Below are 14,918 nucleotides of genomic sequence, written 5' to 3' on the forward strand. Positions count from 1 at the left end.
CAATACTGTTAGCTTTTTTTATGAAAGGGAGTTTAAAGATGACAAATAAGCAGTATGACATGGTGGGAATAGGAATAGGACCTTTTAACTTAGGCTTAGCGGCCCTTGCTGAGCCTCTTGATGAAATTGATGCAGTCTTCTTTGATAAAGAAGAGAAATTTGAATGGCATCCGGGCATGTTAATTGACGGCACGGACTTGCAGATTCCGTTTCTAGCAGACTTAGTTACATTTGCAGATCCAACAAGCCCCTATTCTTTTCTAAATTATATTCACAAGCAAAAGCGCTTGTATCCGTTCTTTTTCTTTAATCGTTTTGACATTCCGCGTCAAGAATACAACGAGTACGCGAAATGGGTAGCGGAGCAGCTATCTTCCTGCCACTTTTCTTCAAAAGTTGTGGACGTGATACCAAAAAATGAAGAAGAGTATTATGAAGTAAAGGTAGAAACACCTGAGGGAATTCAAACGGTAAATGCTAAACACGTTGTAATGGGAACAGGAAGCATTCCACTTGTGCCTCCGGCTTTTGAAGAAAAGCTAAATGAGCATATTTTACACAGCAGCGGCTATTTACATAAAAAAGAAGAGATTCAAAAAGGAAAGCATGTAACGATCGTTGGTTCAGGGCAAAGTGCTGCCGAGATTTTTCTGGATTTACTAGAAGAACAGACTGAACATCATTACCACCTTACATGGTTTACAAGATCCTCTAATTTTTTTCAGCTTGATCAATCCAAGCTTGCTCAAGAGTTATTTTCGCCAGACTATGTAGATTACTTTCATTCGCTGGCTTTTGAGGAACGTACAAGCACGGTAGAAGATTTAACCCCCCTACGTCACGGAATTGAATCTTCTACCTTAACGAAAATCTATGATTTACTCTATCATCGTTCACTTAAAGGAAGAGTACCCGTTACGATTCAAGCTTCGACTGAAGTAAGTGATATTCATAAAAAAGCAAATGGATATGAGCTGGAGTGCAAACAATTAAAGGCTGATCGCTCTTTTCAATACGAAGCGGATCGTTTGATATTATCCACGGGCTATAAGCCAAAGATTTCGCCGTTCATCGAACGAATAAAAGATGATATCGAATGGGAAGATGACAAGCGTTTCAACGTCACAAAAGATTACCGGCTTGTCTTTAAACAACCCCGTAACCACCACTTTTTTACGTTAACTAACATTGAACATTCACACGGATCTGGCGCAACAAATCTTGGTTTATCCGTTCAGCGTAATCAGCGTATTCTGAACGTAATTGCAGGTAGAGATGTGTATCCAGTTCCAGAAGAGACGACGTTTCAGACATTTAATTTGTTTTGAATGTCTGATTTATAAAAACCTACACTGTGTTTTTAGATTATTGTAGAAAAGTTTTTTACTCATAAACCATGTTTAAAAGAATAGTGTACGGGTATTTTATTTATAGAACATTAGTACACAAATCAATTAAGGAGTTGCTTAGAATGAGTAAGAAAATTGCAGTATTAGTAACAGATTTATTTGAAGATGTGGAATATACAGATCCAGCCAAAGCCTTTGAAGAAGAAGGCCATACGCTAACAAAAATCGATGTGAAAACAGGCGAAGTAACAGGTAAACAAGGCGAAACAACATTAACAATTGATAAAGCAATTGCCGATGTAAAACCAGAAGATTTTGACGCATTGTTTTTACCGGGAGGCTTCTCACCAGATATCTTGCGTGCGGACGATCAAGTCGTAGCTTTTACAAAATCATTTATGGATGAAGGCAAACCGGTGATGGCTATTTGTCACGGGCCACAGCTGCTAATCAATGCTGAAACATTAAAAGGACGTGACGTAACTGGTTTCAAATCAATTGCTGTTGATTTGAAAAATGCAGGCGCAAACTTCCATGATAAAGAAGTTGTGGTATGCGGTAATCAACTAGTTACAAGCCGTACACCAGATGATATGGAAGCATTCGTACGTGAATCAGTAAACATCTTAAAATAAGTAAATAATATTAGTAAAACTTTCTGTAAAAGGCGATAATAGGGTGGTTTACCACTCTGTTGTCGCCTTTTTTGTATGTAACGTTTTTGACGAGGAATTTACAGTTATATTACCGCGTTGGATGAAGCTGTTTTTCAAAGTATATGAAAACCTTTTACTATCAATAGCTGGAAGTCGCGTAATATAATCGAAATATTTTTTACATAAGTGTGAGTATAATTTTGGTAGCTTAAAAGACGTTGCGAGTTTCATAGTTTTCGTGCAACAATGAGGATGCATCACGAGGTTGGCTTGCTACAAGCTTAGATGCGTTGCGGTTTTACAAAAAACTTTATTATCACATAGGAGGATTTCAAACATGAAGAAAAGGTTTCGTATTGCCACTGTCGCAGGTGCCGTATCATTAGGATTACTAACAGCAGGACAAGCAAATGCAGCAGCTCCTGATTGCAACACTCCAAAACAAATTACCATTAAAGATGCTCAAGCAGCACAAAATATAAATGTAGACGAGCTATTAAAGAAATTTAACGCTCAAGGACAATCTGCTCAAGCAGCAGCTCCACAGCAAGAAACACAAGCACCAGATCAAGCTCAAGCAGCTCCACAGGAACAAGCAAAAGCACCAGAGCAAAGTGAGGAGGCAAAAACTCCTGAGCAAACACAGCAAAACACAAAAGCTCAACAATCAGAAAATACTGATAAAGCAGAACAAACAAAAGATGCTAGTCAATTTGAACAAAAAGTAGTAGATTTAGTAAACCAAGAACGTCAAAAACAAGGTTTAAAGCCTTTAACACTTAACAAAAAATTAAGTGACGTTGCGCGCACTAAATCAAAAGATATGATGGACAAAGGGTACTTTGACCACAATTCACCAACATATGGTTCACCATTTGATATGATGAAACAATTCGGCATTGAATATACAACTGCAGGTGAAAACATTGCAAAAGGTCAGCAATCTCCTGAAGATGTAATGAATGCTTGGATGAATAGTGACGGTCACCGCAAAAATATTCTAAACCCTGATTTCACTGAAATTGGTGTTGGATACGTAAAAGGTGATACTACGTACTGGACTCAACAATTTATCGGTAAGTAATACAAAAAGAGCAGGATATACCTGCTCTTTTTTGCGTTTTTAGCTGTCCAATTTGGGTATAGTAAAGTAAGAACACGTAAAGGAGTGCCTTAAATTGGGACGTATATTAAAAAAAATTCTAGTGGCTGTCTTTCCCATCCTTTTAAAAGAAGGATATCGTCATTATAAAAATCGTAAAACTCGAACTACGCCGTCTAAAGGGTATAAATAAAAAGGACTCAAAAGAGTCCTTTTTGTTTTATGCTTGAACGGGGATATGCTTGAATTCTTTTACGTTAAATAATCCTTTGTCGGTTAATTTTAGACATGGGATAACGGGCAAGCTTAAGAAAGATAACGTCAGCAGCGGGTTGAATTTCTGTGAAATATCAAGCTCATGAAGAGCCCCGTGAAGCTGCTTAAGTAAGCTATTTACTTCATTGTAAGGGTGAGGTGACATTAACCCTCCGATGGAAAGAGGGAGGGAACCAATCACTTCATTATCTTTTACAATAACAATACCTCCGCCGATTTCTTCAATTGCCGCAATTGCTTTTGCTAAATCCTCATCATTTGTTCCTACGGCTACGATATTATGTGAATCGTGAGCAATCGTAGTAGCGATCGCTCCGTCTTTTAACTGAAAGCCTTTTACGATCCCAAGACCAATATTCCCTGTTAAATGATGGCGCTCAACAACAGCCATTTTCAGCTGATCGTTTTCTACAGAAGGCTGAAATTCGTTTTGCTTCACGTGAACTTCTTCTACAATATGATTTGTAAGCAGGCTGTTTGGATTAATTTCAATAATATTAGCCCGATTGTGCTGAAGTGGTATCGTAAGTTTGTTAATAGAAAACTCTTTCAAATGAACAGAATTCATTAGTTCTGTTGGCAGATCAATTTGTTCTTCTTGCACAGACAGCATCTCTCCATTTTCAGCAATGAGCTCTCCGTTTTGATAAACATGTGCTGCAGATATATCGGTTAAGTCGTCCAACAGAATAAAATCAGCTTTGTAACCAGGAGCAACCGCACCTCTATCTTTTAACCCGTAGCATTCAGCGGCATTTAATGAAGCCATTTGAATCGCAATTAACGGATCCAGCCCGAGTTCAATAGCAAAACGAACATTGTAATCAATAGAGCCTTCCGTTAATAAATCATCTAGATGTTTGTCATCGGTACAGAATAAAAATCTGCGCGCGTTGCGTTCATTTACAGCAGGTAACAATTGTTTCAAATCTTTAGCAACAGAACCTTGGCGGATTAGAACATACATCCCGCGCTGAATACGTTCAATTGCTTCTTCTGCTGTTACGCATTCATGATCTGTTGAAATATTAGCGGTACGATAAATGTTAACGCCCGTGGCATCTAGCCCTGAGCCGTGCCCATCAATTACGCCGTTTGCATCGTTAGCTGCTTGTAATTTATCGAGCATATCGTCATCTCCATCTCGAACAGCAGGGAAATCCATTACTTCTGCTAATCCAAGCACGCGAGAGTGAGAGAAAAATGGCGCTAAGTCAGCTGCTTTTAAGATGGCTCCAGAGCTTTCAAAAGGAGTTGCTGGCACGCTTGAAGGTAAGTTCACAAATACGTCTAAAGGAATGGAGTCCGAGTTTTGAAGCATAAACTCAATACCAGATTTCCCTGAAACATTCGCAATTTCATGAGGATCCGTTACGACAGTTGTGACGCCTCTAGGTACAAGAAGTTTTGAGAACTCTTTAGGTGTAACCATTGATGATTCAATGTGAACGTGTCCATCAATGAACGTAGGCGAAATGTATTTTCCTTTTGCATCAACGACGTTATTTCCATCGTATTGACCTATTCCAACAATCACTCCATCAGCAATCGCAATATCAGCTTCAATGATGGAAAGCGTAAAGACATCGATAATTTTCCCGTTTTTCACTACAAGATCTGCAGGTATTTTTTTATTGGCAACAGCAAGCTGTTTTTTTAATGTTGTTTTTGTATTTGACATGAATGTGACTCCTCTCATTGTATAACTGAATAACAATGAAGGACTATGTAAGGGAGAACATAAAGAAGAATAAAAATGCAGTATGAATGATGTTCAACCCTCGTAGTCCAACTATTTACGGTAGTTCGGTAGAAACTCTTGGACCCTATTTCCAAGACTATACGAGCTTTAGGTATTTCGATACATTCTATAGACAAATAATAAAAACGTCAATTCCTAATAAAAAAGAAAGATTTTTGGGAATATTTCATCTATGTGTATGTAAACGATTTAACTCTTATTTGCTCGCTAAAAGGTGCAGCATTCATGTATAGAAAAAAATGTAGAAAAAACCGTCAATGGCTATTAGTCATTGACGGAGATGTCATTAAGCTTGTTTACGCAGTGTACCTAATTCTTCCGCGATCGCTTGCATTTCACTTGGGCTAAAAGAATCTTTTCTCATTACCATATCGTATAAGTACTTTAAGTCTTCATACATTTCTTCGTCAAAAGCTTCGGCTTTAATTGCTCCGATATTTAGCATGCGCAATTTTTCACTAATGCTATCGACCATATGTTTAATATTCTCTGGAGATTTTACTGATAAATCCACTTTGTTCATCCTTCCAGTTGCGTTTTTTTTATTGTAACATGTTTTTATCGTGTGAACACTTTTATGTCAGGTTCTTATCCACAGAAGAGTGGAAACGATATAAATAAAAGAAAACTATTTTTTAGTTTAAAAATGATTGTATATAATGTTTGTAATAAGGGAAAGGAGTCGAGACTATGATTAACGTATTATTCGTTTGTTTGGGAAATATTTGTCGTTCACCCATGGCAGAAGCGGTCTTTAAAGATATGGTGAAGAAAAAAGGGCTACAAGGACAAATTCACGTAGATTCTGCAGGCACAGGAGGCTGGCACAAAGGAAATCCTCCTCATGAAGGGACACAATCTATTTTAACGAAAAACAACATTGATTTTAAAGGGCAAACAGCAAGACAAGTGATTCAAGAGGATGTAGCTAAATTTCATTATATTATTGGAATGGATGTCGAAAATGTAGGAAATCTGAGAAGAATGGCTGGACATACTAAAACAGGTTATATTGCAAGACTTTTGGATTTTGTGCCTGGTTTACATATTGAAGATGTGCCTGATCCTTATTTCACGGGAAATTTTGACGAAGTATATGACTTAGTTCAAGGAGGATGCAAGGCGCTTTTAGACGAAATTATAGAGAAGCATTTCTCGGAATAAGTGATACTAAAAAAATAAAAAGCGGAGGAGAAACGACAAATGGGTAAACGAAATAAGCTAGTAGAAGGTATGGTCATTGGAGCAATTATAGGAGGAGCTGTTTCTTTATTTGATAAAGAAACCAGAAGTTCCGTTATTCAAGGAAGTAAAAAATTGAAAGACAAAACAACAACTCTTATTCAGCATCCTGAACTTGTAACGGATACTGTGAAAGAGAAATATGAAACGATCCGTACGACCATTGAGCAAGTTTCTGAAGATGTATCATTTGTAGCAGGAAAAGTAGAAAAGTTAAAAGAAACAACGCCTCAGGTGATGGAAATTGTAAACGATACAAAAGAAGCATTTGTGGAGAAGTATGGTGATGAACAAAAATAAATAAGGAGGCACATATGGCTGGAATATACATAAATAACATCGTAAGGTTTGGCAAAGAACTGATGGGCCGCATTCATCGAGATGAGCTGCCCAGCTTATCAGCTGAATTGGCTTATTATTTGCTGCTCTCGCTATTTCCTTTTTTAATTTTCTTAATTACGCTGATTGGATTTTTGCCATTGGAATCAACAGATCTGCTTGATTTGGTCGAAAATGTAGCGCCACAGCAAACGCTGCACATGATTGAAAGCAACGTTTCTCATATCATTGGTTCTCATAATGAAAAACTATTGTCCTTTGGTATCATTGCCACGATGTGGTCTGCTTCAAATGGAATTAATGCGATCGTAAGGGCATTTAACCGAGCGTATCACGTACAAGAAAATCGGCCGTTTTTAGTGGCGAGAGGCATGGCAGTTCTCCTTACTTTTGCGATGATATTTGTTATTATTGTAGCGCTTTTACTTCCTGTTTTTGGTCATATGATTGGTCTTTATTTATCGTCTACGTTTGGATTTTCAGAAACTTTTCTCGCTTTATGGTCTGCTTCCCGCTGGATTATCAGCGGTCTCATTTTGTTTACTGTTTTTACGGGGTTGTATTACTTTGCTCCTAATAAAAAGCTGCTGATTCGAAATGTTGTAAAAGGAGCGGCTTTTGCTACGGTCGGCTGGACAGTGGTATCGATGCTATTTGCGTATTACGTCAATCATTTCAATAACTATACAGCTACATATGGAAGCTTGGGCGGAATTATTATTTTGCTTATTTGGCTGTACCTATCGGGGATGATTATCGTTATTGGAGGAGAAATTAACGCTATTTTCTACGACCGCCGAGTCAAATCTTCATAGTCACAAATTGGGATGAAATCATTCGCAAGATATGAGCATACTAACAAAGTGAAAGGGAGGTTTTACATCATGACAAAGCATACGAAAAAAGACGGAAGCAATACAAAACAAAATAAAAAGAGTCAGCCAAAGCATAAAACAAGCAACAGCCAAAATGGACAAAACGGTTACCATTAAGGCATTGATTTCCATAATAAAAAGCCTAACAAATACGTTAGGCTTTTTTTCGTTAAGATTTTAGCAAGCGAAGGCCGTTTAAGATAACTAAAATGGTGCTGCCTTCGTGACCTATAACACCAAATGGCATATCAAGCACTTGGAAAAAATTCGAACAAATTAATAAAAAGATGACGGCAATAGAAAAAATAACGTTTTGCTTCACAATTGAGTTCATTCGTCTGGAAAGAGCTACTGCATCCGAAATTTTTGATAAATCATTTTTCATTAAAACAATATCTGCCGTTTCCAGTGCCACATCGGTTCCTTCTCCCATGGCTACTCCAACGTTAGCAGTAGCGAGAGCAGGTGCATCGTTAATCCCATCTCCGACCATTGAAACGGTAGGGAATTTTTCTTTTAACGCTTTAATTTTATCTACTTTCGCTTCAGGCAAACATTCTGCAATGTATTCATCGACGGCACATTCTTTTGAAATGGCCTCGGCTGTTTTTTCGCTGTCTCCTGTAATCATGACGGTATGAATACCCTGCTCTTTCAGAGATTTAACAGCTTCTACAGCTTCTGTTCGTACAACGTCTTTTAGCGCAAGCAATCCCACAATACCATGCTGGTCTTTTGCGTACACAATCGTTTTTCCTTCACTGGCAAGCGTAGATGAAATCCCATTTTCAAATTCAGCTGCTTCTTCTTTACCTACAAAATCTGCTTTTCCTATCTTCCACGTATCTCCTTGAAGAGACCCAATCACACCGTATCCGGGAACGTCTTCAAGTGAATCTGGCTGAACGAGCGTCAATTCCTGCTTGTTTTTCACAAAGTCAACAATGGATTGAGCAAGCGGATGATTAGACTGACGTTCAATTGATGCTATTTTAATAAGAAATTCCTGTTCGTTTATATCAGAACGTACAATAACATTTGTCACTTCTGGCTTTCCTTTTGTTAACGTGCCTGTTTTGTCAAAAGCAATTGCGCTTAAATGGCTTAACCTTTCCAAATGCACGCCGCCTTTGAACAAAATTCCTTTTTTTGCTCCGTTTGAAATAGCAGACAGCGAAGCAGGGGTGATAGATGCAACTAGGGCGCAAGGAGACGCTACAACTAAGAGAATCATTGCTCGGTAAAATGTCTCGGTCCAGCTCCATCCAAGCACATAGTGGGGGAGAAACAGCATAACTGCCACAACCGATAGAACAATTTTTACGTAGGTGCCTTCAAATCGTTCGATAAACAATTGAGAAGGAGACTTTTCACTTTGAGCCGTTTGAACAAGTTGAATGATCTTTTGAAACAGCGTCTCAGCACTTGGCTTTGTCATTTTAATGGTAATGGCGCCTTTCACATTCACCGTGCCCGCGAATACTTCATCGTCGAGCTGTTTTAGTACAGGGACAGATTCACCCGTAATAGCCGCCTGATCAATCGTTGTTTGACCTGAGACAACAATACCATCGGACGGCACTCGTTCACCCGGCTTAACTAACAGCAAGTCTCCGATTTGTAAATCTGAAATGGAGACAATTTCTTCTTGGTCTCCAATCAGCCGCGTTGCTTCTTGCGGCTGCAAATTCATTAAGGCGCTAATTTCTCGGTTGCTTTTATTCATGGTGTACGTTTCTAATGCACCGCTTAGTGCAAAAATGAAAATAAGCATAGCACCTTCTGTCCAGTAGCCAATTACAGCCGCTCCAATGGCCGCAATAATCATTAGCATTTCGACGTTTAATTCTTTATTTTCAATCGTTTCTTCAATGCCTTCTTTTGCTTTAGCAAATCCACCTATCACATAAGCTAATACAAAGAGCGTAATAGATACAGCTGTATCCTGCTGTTTTGAAATCAGCCAGCCGGCTAAAATAAGCACTCCGCTCAACAGTGCAGCAATGAGTTCACCATGTGTTTTTAATACGTTGACAGCAGAAGATGTTTGCGGCGTTTGTTCTTGTTTTTTAGGTAACGCATTTTCCATACAAATCCTCCTTGAACGATAATTGAGAAAAATAATCACAATCATTACCCCTAAAAAAGCACGAAAGCTGCCATCTCAGCGATAGCAGCACACTTTTTCCATTTATTATCTTTTGAATTGGGATATTTAGTATAGTATAGCACGGAACAAGCAAGTAGGTAACAACTAATGCTTAAAAAATAAAAACAGAATGCAGCTGGACGTCTGCATTCTGTAAAAAACGTACTACATATCTAAATGCTCTTCATAATATTTATAAGCGGAAGTGTAAATGTGCTCGATATCGGCATCCGTCATGTACATTAAGGTTTCACGGTCAATCCCCTTCATTGTTTCAATAAATGTAATCATGTTTTTACGTTCTTGTCTGCTCATTTATTATTCTCCTCTCCATCTGTTTTAATACAGTTTATTATATTTAATTGTATTATATAACAGAAAAAGTATTTTGTGTGGATTTTTTTTAAAAATAGGCAAAAAAATTTTGAAAGACGTAAATAATTGACTATAGAGAAAAAGGTATTTTATAATTTATATATGAACATATGCTCATATACTTGCATATAATGAACGGAGAGATGTTATGAAAAAAGATGAACATTCGTTTTTATCACCTCAAACAGTAGAAGAAGCATCAAGAATACTAAAAGCTATTTCAGATCCTACGAGAATGAAGATTCTCTATTTGCTATTTCAAGAAGAGTGTTCAGTCGGTCATATGGTTGAAGTGCTTGGTGTTTCACAATCAGCTATTTCACATCAGTTAACTCACTTGCGTCATTTACGTTTAGTAAAATATCGCCGTGAAGGGAATACGTATTTCTATACGTACGATGATGAACACGTGGTTGGAATACTGCATCAAGTGATTCAGCACGTAGAATGCGCACATAACGATTAGAAGGAGGGGCTTTGCATGAGTCATGATCACCACCATCATCATCATGGTCATCATCACCATTTTGATACACAGCGTGAAGGCAACAAAAAAGGTCTGTTAATTGCACTAATTATCACCGCGGGTATTATGGTTCTTGAGTTTGTCGGAGGGCTTTTTACAAATAGTTTAGCGCTATTATCCGATAGCGGACACATGCTGTCTGATACAAGCTCACTTGCTCTTAGCCTCGTAGCCATATGGTTTGCTAACCGAGCTGCGTCGGCTAAAAAAACGTACGGTTATTATCGTTTTGAAATATTAGCGGCTCTTTTTAACGGAGTGGCACTGTTTGTAATAGCAGGGTTTATCATTTATGAAGCCTATCAGCGCGTACTGGAGCCGCAGTCTGTAGCAAGCGGCAGCATGATGCTGATTGCTGCTGTTGGTTTACTCGCTAATTTAATCAGCGCATGGTCACTTATGAGACAAGGCGATGTAAAAGGAAATGTAAATTTGCGCAGCGCTTACTTACACGTATTGGGAGATGCTTTAGGGTCTATTGGAGCTATTGTAGCGGGACTTCTTATGATGCTGTTTGGATGGTATATTGCTGATCCGATTATTTCTGTAGTTGTGTCTGTATTAATTTTAAAAAGCGCTTGGGGCGTGCTTGCTCATAGCGTTCATATTTTGATGGAAGGCTCTCCTGAAGGAGTGGATCACAGTGAAATAAAAAACCTTCTTGAAAACATTGAAGGAGTCAAAGATGTGCATGATTTACACATTTGGACGATTACTTCAGGACTGGACTCATTGAGCTGTCATATGCGCGTAGAAGATGAAAAAGATTGTCAGCAGATTTTGCAAAAAGCCATTGATTTAGTACACGATCACTGTGGTATTGAGCATACGACGATACAAATTGAAAAATCAGCTCTTCAGCACCGGACGCTAAAAGTTTAAAAACAAGCGAGAACTTATAAGTTCTCGCTTGTTTTTTGCTGCATAGGCATTTTTTGTCCGAATACAAAAAGAAGGATAAAAATAAAGCCAAGCATCCCGCTAATAATATTAAAAAAGCTGACATGATGAAAGAACTGAATAAAAGTACCGCCTATGTAAGGACCGGCAAGGCTTCCGATACTAAAAGCAATGCCGCATAGTAAATTACCTGTAGGAAGCAGACGAGTAGGAATCAAATCCGTCATATAGCTGATTCCTAAACTAAACGTAGAACCTACAACCATGCCTGCTATAAATAAACACGCTACTAATGGAATAGCGGTGTCTTCCAAGAGACTTGCTGTAAAAAAAGTCACGGCTCCAATTGATAAAATCCATCCTAATATCAATTTCCGTCCGAATTTATCGCTCAGTATGCCAAGAGGAAGCTGAAACACAATAGCTCCAACTGCAAAGGAAGTCAGCAACAGTGAAATAAACTCTACTTGCAATCCAATTCGTAAACCGTATACAGGAAAGCTGCCGTTCAGTGATGACTCTAAAAAACCATATCCAAAAGGCGGTAAAAAAGCAATCCAAGCATATTTAGCCGCTTTAGAAAATCGCTTAGCCGTTTCTTTTAATGAATTAACCTCAACTCCCTGAAGGGGAAATTCATTTTTTATCAAAAATAAAAATACCCACGTTAGAAGACATAGAGCAGAAGAAATCATAAAAGGCAGCGCTTGATTAATTTCAATTAACGGCGTCATTAAAGGACCAACAGCAAAACCAATACCAAAAAAGAGCCCATACAGTGAAATGTTTCTACCTCTTTTATCAGCAGGGGAAGACGATGTAATCCACGTTTGAGTTCCAAAGTGCAGCGCGTGATCTCCTATTCCAATAAATAAACGGAGCACAAACCAAAATACAACAGATTTCCACAGGGGAAACAAAGCTAAAGATACAATAACTAAAAGTCCTCCTGCTGCGATAATTGGCTTGTATCCGTATCTGCGAAGCGGCGCTTCCATGAAAGGAGAAATAAATAAGATGCCCAGGTACAATCCAGTTGCGTTTAATCCGTTTATAGTAGAGGAAAGACCATCTGTCTCAAAAATAATAGCAATTAAAGGAAGCAGCATGCCTTGGCTGAATCCAGAAATGGCGACAAGGCTAACTAAAATCCAGAAACGTTGTTGATGAGTAGCACCCATAGCATTTAACCTCTTTTTATCTATATTTTGTCAATCCAACTGTTTAATCGTACAAGGAAAACGCTTTATTGACAAGGATATAAACAGACCGTGCTGTCCATTTGACATCTTTATGTAAGGGGAGTAGAATAAAACGTGTAAATATTTACATGTTTTTATTTACAATTAAGAGGTGATTGCTATGATAGAACCAGGGCTGAAGAAAATAGCAACATTCACAATTAATGTTGGTACACCCGTCGTTATTGGTCATACAGGATTAGGAAAAAAACAGTTTATTCCCATTAAGTCAGGTACTGCAGACGGGGAAATAAAAGGCTTAATTCTTCCAAGTGGAGCGGATTCTCAAATTATTCGTTGGGATGGCCGCGTCGATTTATCTGCACGATATGTCATTCAAACAGAAGATGATGAACTTATTTATATTGAAAACAATGGAATACGTCAGGTTAGTGAAGAGTTTAGAGAACAGGCTGCTGAAGGTGAAATTATACCTCCAGAGCACGTTTACTTTCGTACGATTCCTGTCTTTGAAACTGGAAGTGCAAAGTATAAGTGGTTACAGGACCGCATGTTTATAGGCGCTGCTGTAAGAAACCCAGAAAGCGTTGTGCTAGACATATACGAAGTTTTATAAATCAAATCAAAGGAGAGGTATAGACATGGAAAAATTTATTGGAAATCATATGATTTACACATACGAAAACGGATGGGAATATGAAATCTATATTAAAAACGAAAATACAATCGATTATCGTATTCATAGCGGAATGGTGGCAGGACGATGGGTTCGTGACCAAAAAGTAGATATTGTGAAATTAACAGAAGGTGTATATAAAGTATCTTGGACTGAACCAACGGGGACAGATGTATCTTTGAACTTTATGCCTGATGAAAAACGCATGCACGGAATTATTTTCTTCCCAAAATGGGTACATGAACATCCTGAAATTACCGTGTGCTATCAAAATGATTATCTTGATTTAATGCATGAATCCCGTGAAAAATACGAAACATATCCGAAATACGTGGTTCCCGAATTTGCTGACATTACATTCATCAAAAATGTCGGAGTAAACAATGAGGAAGTTATCGCTCAAGCGCCTTACGAAGGAATGACGGATGATATTCGCGCTGGAAAATTAATTTAATACGGAGTCATACAAAAGGCTAGGACAAAAGTATATTAGTTGAAGGAAGATCCGAACGAATTTGATTCTTGATCAAGAATCAAATTCGTTCGGATTTTTTTATTGTGATGGTGCCCGGAAATAAACCGCGGTGTAACAAGTGATCTATAGTGAGAGTAGTTGGTTATATAAAAAACGGTTTATAATGAAGGAAAGGAGTGAAGAAAATGGAATTTAACATGAAAAAAGAGGCGGGGTTTACGACAGATTTTCCTTATGGAGAGCTACATATCGCCGGAGATGAAGAGCATGGCTTTCGTCCGTATCAGCTAATGACATCGTCAATTGCCGTGTGCAGCGGAGGCGTGTTAAGAAAGATTTTAGAGAAAAAAAGAATCGCTTTTTCCGATTTACGCATCCAAGCTGATGTAACGCGCAATGATGAAAAAGTGGGGCGAATCGAAAAAATTCATTTGCACTATATCATCACGGGAAAAGACCTGCCATTAGACAAAATTGAAAAATCGATTGAGCTAGCCCGAAAAAATTGTTCAATGCTACAGTCGGTTATTGACAGTATAGAAGTGACAGAAACCTTCGAAATAAAATAAAAGTGGACATCGTCCACTTTTATATTTCTTTTGGTTTGCTTCCGGCTTTATCAAAATAGCGCATGCGTTCAGGAGTCAGCTGAAGAAGCAAAAAATTTGGGTCATCTGGACTTTTAATCCACTCTTTTAACTTTTCATTCCAAAATTTCTTTTTTAACTCTTCGTTTGTTTCTACATTTACTTTGGCTTCTACCTCTACATACGGATCACTCCAACCTTGCCCATCATAGCCTAACAAAATATGAACGTAAGGGTTTTTTTCTAGTTCTTCGACTTTGTGGGTATCTTTATTGGTGGCGGTGTAAAGCACAAGATCTTCATGAAAAAACATCATAAAGCGTGAATAAGGTTTTCCATCTTGAATCGTAGCTAACGTTCCGATTGTATAGTCATCCAGTACCGATAAAATTTGATTTTTTACATCATTACTCATTTTTTCACTCCT

The 14,918-nt window shown here is 38.2% G+C and carries 17 protein-coding genes and 1 riboswitch; of the genes, 11 read left to right on the forward strand and 6 right to left on the reverse strand.

Annotated elements, in window-relative coordinates; genetic code table 11:
- Positions 1 to 38 precede the first annotated feature (38 nt).
- The 3 genes from ACH0CI_RS23435 (at position 39) to ACH0CI_RS23445 (ending at position 3,089) form a co-directional block, all read left to right on the forward strand.
- The gene (locus ACH0CI_RS23435; protein ID WP_406902348.1) at positions 39 to 1,328 is read left to right on the forward strand and encodes a lysine N(6)-hydroxylase/L-ornithine N(5)-oxygenase family protein; all 1,290 of its coding nucleotides are present in this window, start codon (positions 39 to 41) and stop codon (positions 1,326 to 1,328) included.
- Positions 1,329 to 1,471: 143 nt separating this feature from the next.
- Positions 1,472 to 1,984 carry a type 1 glutamine amidotransferase domain-containing protein gene (locus ACH0CI_RS23440; protein WP_335708325.1) on the forward strand — a complete coding sequence of 171 codons (513 nt, stop codon included), beginning with the start codon at positions 1,472 to 1,474 and terminating at the stop codon, positions 1,982 to 1,984.
- Positions 1,985 to 2,342: 358 nt separating this feature from the next.
- Positions 2,343 to 3,089 carry a CAP domain-containing protein gene (locus tag ACH0CI_RS23445; RefSeq protein ID WP_406902349.1) on the forward strand — a complete coding sequence of 249 codons (747 nt, stop codon included), beginning with the start codon at positions 2,343 to 2,345 and terminating at the stop codon, positions 3,087 to 3,089.
- A gap of 238 nt (positions 3,090 to 3,327) precedes the next feature.
- Here ACH0CI_RS23445 and ade read toward each other — a convergent pair whose 3' ends face one another.
- Both ade and ACH0CI_RS23455 read right to left on the reverse strand, forming a co-directional pair.
- Positions 3,328 to 5,064 carry an adenine deaminase gene (gene ade / locus ACH0CI_RS23450; RefSeq protein WP_335708327.1) on the reverse strand — a complete coding sequence of 579 codons (1,737 nt, stop codon included), beginning with the start codon at positions 5,062 to 5,064 and terminating at the stop codon, positions 3,328 to 3,330.
- 83 nt (positions 5,065 to 5,147) lie between these two features.
- Positions 5,148 to 5,249: riboswitch (purine riboswitch) on the reverse strand.
- Positions 5,250 to 5,431: 182 nt separating this feature from the next.
- Positions 5,432 to 5,659 (reverse strand): DUF1128 domain-containing protein, encoded by a 228-nt coding sequence (locus tag ACH0CI_RS23455; protein WP_013055127.1) that lies wholly within the window; start codon positions 5,657 to 5,659, stop codon positions 5,432 to 5,434.
- A 176-nt stretch (positions 5,660 to 5,835) separates the two neighbouring features.
- Here ACH0CI_RS23455 and ACH0CI_RS23460 point away from each other — a divergent pair, with 176 nt between their 5' ends.
- Genes ACH0CI_RS23460 through ACH0CI_RS23470 form a run of 3 tightly spaced genes read left to right on the forward strand, consistent with a single transcriptional unit; the run spans position 5,836 to position 7,541 of the window.
- A complete protein-coding gene (locus ACH0CI_RS23460; protein WP_335708328.1) occupies positions 5,836 to 6,309 on the forward strand; it encodes a low molecular weight protein-tyrosine-phosphatase in 474 nt (157 codons plus the stop codon).
- 39 nt (positions 6,310 to 6,348) lie between these two features.
- Entirely contained in the window at positions 6,349 to 6,687 is a 339-nt protein-coding gene (locus ACH0CI_RS23465) for a YtxH domain-containing protein (protein ID WP_098112305.1), read from the forward strand.
- Positions 6,688 to 6,701: 14 nt separating this feature from the next.
- Entirely contained in the window at positions 6,702 to 7,541 is an 840-nt protein-coding gene (locus ACH0CI_RS23470) for a YihY/virulence factor BrkB family protein (RefSeq protein WP_045291980.1), read from the forward strand.
- Between the two features lie 229 nt (positions 7,542 to 7,770).
- On the opposite strand, the gene ACH0CI_RS23475 is transcribed toward ACH0CI_RS23470, so the two are convergent.
- Entirely contained in the window at positions 7,771 to 9,690 is a 1,920-nt protein-coding gene (locus ACH0CI_RS23475) for a heavy metal translocating P-type ATPase (protein ID WP_034267025.1), read from the reverse strand.
- Positions 9,691 to 9,915: 225 nt separating this feature from the next.
- Entirely contained in the window at positions 9,916 to 10,065 is a 150-nt protein-coding gene (locus ACH0CI_RS23480) for a BH0509 family protein (RefSeq protein ID WP_013055132.1), read from the reverse strand.
- 208 nt (positions 10,066 to 10,273) lie between these two features.
- On the opposite strand from ACH0CI_RS23480, the gene ACH0CI_RS23485 reads away from it, so the two are divergent.
- Complete coding sequence (locus ACH0CI_RS23485) at positions 10,274 to 10,591, forward strand: ArsR/SmtB family transcription factor (protein WP_034267028.1); 318 nt, start codon at positions 10,274 to 10,276, stop codon at positions 10,589 to 10,591.
- A 15-nt stretch (positions 10,592 to 10,606) separates the two neighbouring features.
- A complete protein-coding gene (locus ACH0CI_RS23490) occupies positions 10,607 to 11,533 on the forward strand; it encodes a cation diffusion facilitator family transporter (RefSeq protein ID WP_028412452.1) in 927 nt (308 codons plus the stop codon).
- Between the two features lie 14 nt (positions 11,534 to 11,547).
- On the opposite strand, the gene ACH0CI_RS23495 is transcribed toward ACH0CI_RS23490, so the two are convergent.
- Complete coding sequence (locus ACH0CI_RS23495; protein WP_406902350.1) at positions 11,548 to 12,732, reverse strand: MFS transporter; 1,185 nt, start codon at positions 12,730 to 12,732, stop codon at positions 11,548 to 11,550.
- 181 nt (positions 12,733 to 12,913) lie between these two features.
- On the opposite strand from ACH0CI_RS23495, the gene ACH0CI_RS23500 reads away from it, so the two are divergent.
- The 3 genes from ACH0CI_RS23500 (at position 12,914) to ACH0CI_RS23510 (ending at position 14,473) form a co-directional block, all read left to right on the forward strand.
- Complete coding sequence (locus tag ACH0CI_RS23500; RefSeq protein ID WP_028412450.1) at positions 12,914 to 13,369, forward strand: DUF3237 domain-containing protein; 456 nt, start codon at positions 12,914 to 12,916, stop codon at positions 13,367 to 13,369.
- 25 nt (positions 13,370 to 13,394) lie between these two features.
- Positions 13,395 to 13,883: a phenolic acid decarboxylase gene (locus ACH0CI_RS23505; RefSeq protein ID WP_034263740.1), complete on the forward strand. Its 489-nt coding sequence runs from the start codon at positions 13,395 to 13,397 to the stop codon at positions 13,881 to 13,883.
- Positions 13,884 to 14,089: 206 nt separating this feature from the next.
- Entirely contained in the window at positions 14,090 to 14,473 is a 384-nt protein-coding gene (locus tag ACH0CI_RS23510; RefSeq protein ID WP_406902351.1) for an OsmC family protein, read from the forward strand.
- A 19-nt stretch (positions 14,474 to 14,492) separates the two neighbouring features.
- Here the strand turns inward: ACH0CI_RS23510 and ACH0CI_RS23515 are convergent, their stop codons facing one another.
- Positions 14,493 to 14,906 carry a pyridoxamine 5'-phosphate oxidase family protein gene (locus tag ACH0CI_RS23515; protein ID WP_034263743.1) on the reverse strand — a complete coding sequence of 138 codons (414 nt, stop codon included), beginning with the start codon at positions 14,904 to 14,906 and terminating at the stop codon, positions 14,493 to 14,495.
- Positions 14,907 to 14,918: the final 12 nt, after the last annotated feature.

It is taken from the genome of Priestia sp. 179-F W1.4 NHS, assembly GCF_045369295.1.
Classification (GTDB): Bacteria; Bacillota; Bacilli; order Bacillales; family Bacillaceae_H; genus Priestia; species Priestia zanthoxyli.

Coding starts and splice junctions, on each gene's coding strand:
- ACH0CI_RS23440 (WP_335708325.1), top strand. CDS start 1,472: ATGAGTAAGAAAATTGCAGTATTAGTAACAGATTTATTTGAAGATGTG.
- ACH0CI_RS23470 (WP_045291980.1), top strand. CDS start 6,702: ATGGCTGGAATATACATAAATAACATCGTAAGGTTTGGCAAAGAACTG.
- ACH0CI_RS23445 (WP_406902349.1), top strand. CDS start 2,343: ATGAAGAAAAGGTTTCGTATTGCCACTGTCGCAGGTGCCGTATCATTA.
- ACH0CI_RS23490 (WP_028412452.1), top strand. CDS start 10,607: ATGAGTCATGATCACCACCATCATCATCATGGTCATCATCACCATTTT.
- ACH0CI_RS23510 (WP_406902351.1), top strand. CDS start 14,090: ATGGAATTTAACATGAAAAAAGAGGCGGGGTTTACGACAGATTTTCCT.
- ACH0CI_RS23485 (WP_034267028.1), top strand. CDS start 10,274: ATGAAAAAAGATGAACATTCGTTTTTATCACCTCAAACAGTAGAAGAA.
- ACH0CI_RS23465 (WP_098112305.1), top strand. CDS start 6,349: ATGGGTAAACGAAATAAGCTAGTAGAAGGTATGGTCATTGGAGCAATT.
- ACH0CI_RS23515 (WP_034263743.1), bottom strand. CDS start 14,906: ATGAGTAATGATGTAAAAAATCAAATTTTATCGGTACTGGATGACTAT.
- ACH0CI_RS23505 (WP_034263740.1), top strand. CDS start 13,395: ATGGAAAAATTTATTGGAAATCATATGATTTACACATACGAAAACGGA.
- ACH0CI_RS23435 (WP_406902348.1), top strand. CDS start 39: ATGACAAATAAGCAGTATGACATGGTGGGAATAGGAATAGGACCTTTT.
- ACH0CI_RS23495 (WP_406902350.1), bottom strand. CDS start 12,732: ATGGGTGCTACTCATCAACAACGTTTCTGGATTTTAGTTAGCCTTGTC.
- ACH0CI_RS23500 (WP_028412450.1), top strand. CDS start 12,914: ATGATAGAACCAGGGCTGAAGAAAATAGCAACATTCACAATTAATGTT.
- ACH0CI_RS23480 (WP_013055132.1), bottom strand. CDS start 10,065: ATGAGCAGACAAGAACGTAAAAACATGATTACATTTATTGAAACAATG.
- ACH0CI_RS23475 (WP_034267025.1), bottom strand. CDS start 9,690: ATGGAAAATGCGTTACCTAAAAAACAAGAACAAACGCCGCAAACATCT.
- ade (WP_335708327.1), bottom strand. CDS start 5,064: ATGTCAAATACAAAAACAACATTAAAAAAACAGCTTGCTGTTGCCAAT.
- ACH0CI_RS23460 (WP_335708328.1), top strand. CDS start 5,836: ATGATTAACGTATTATTCGTTTGTTTGGGAAATATTTGTCGTTCACCC.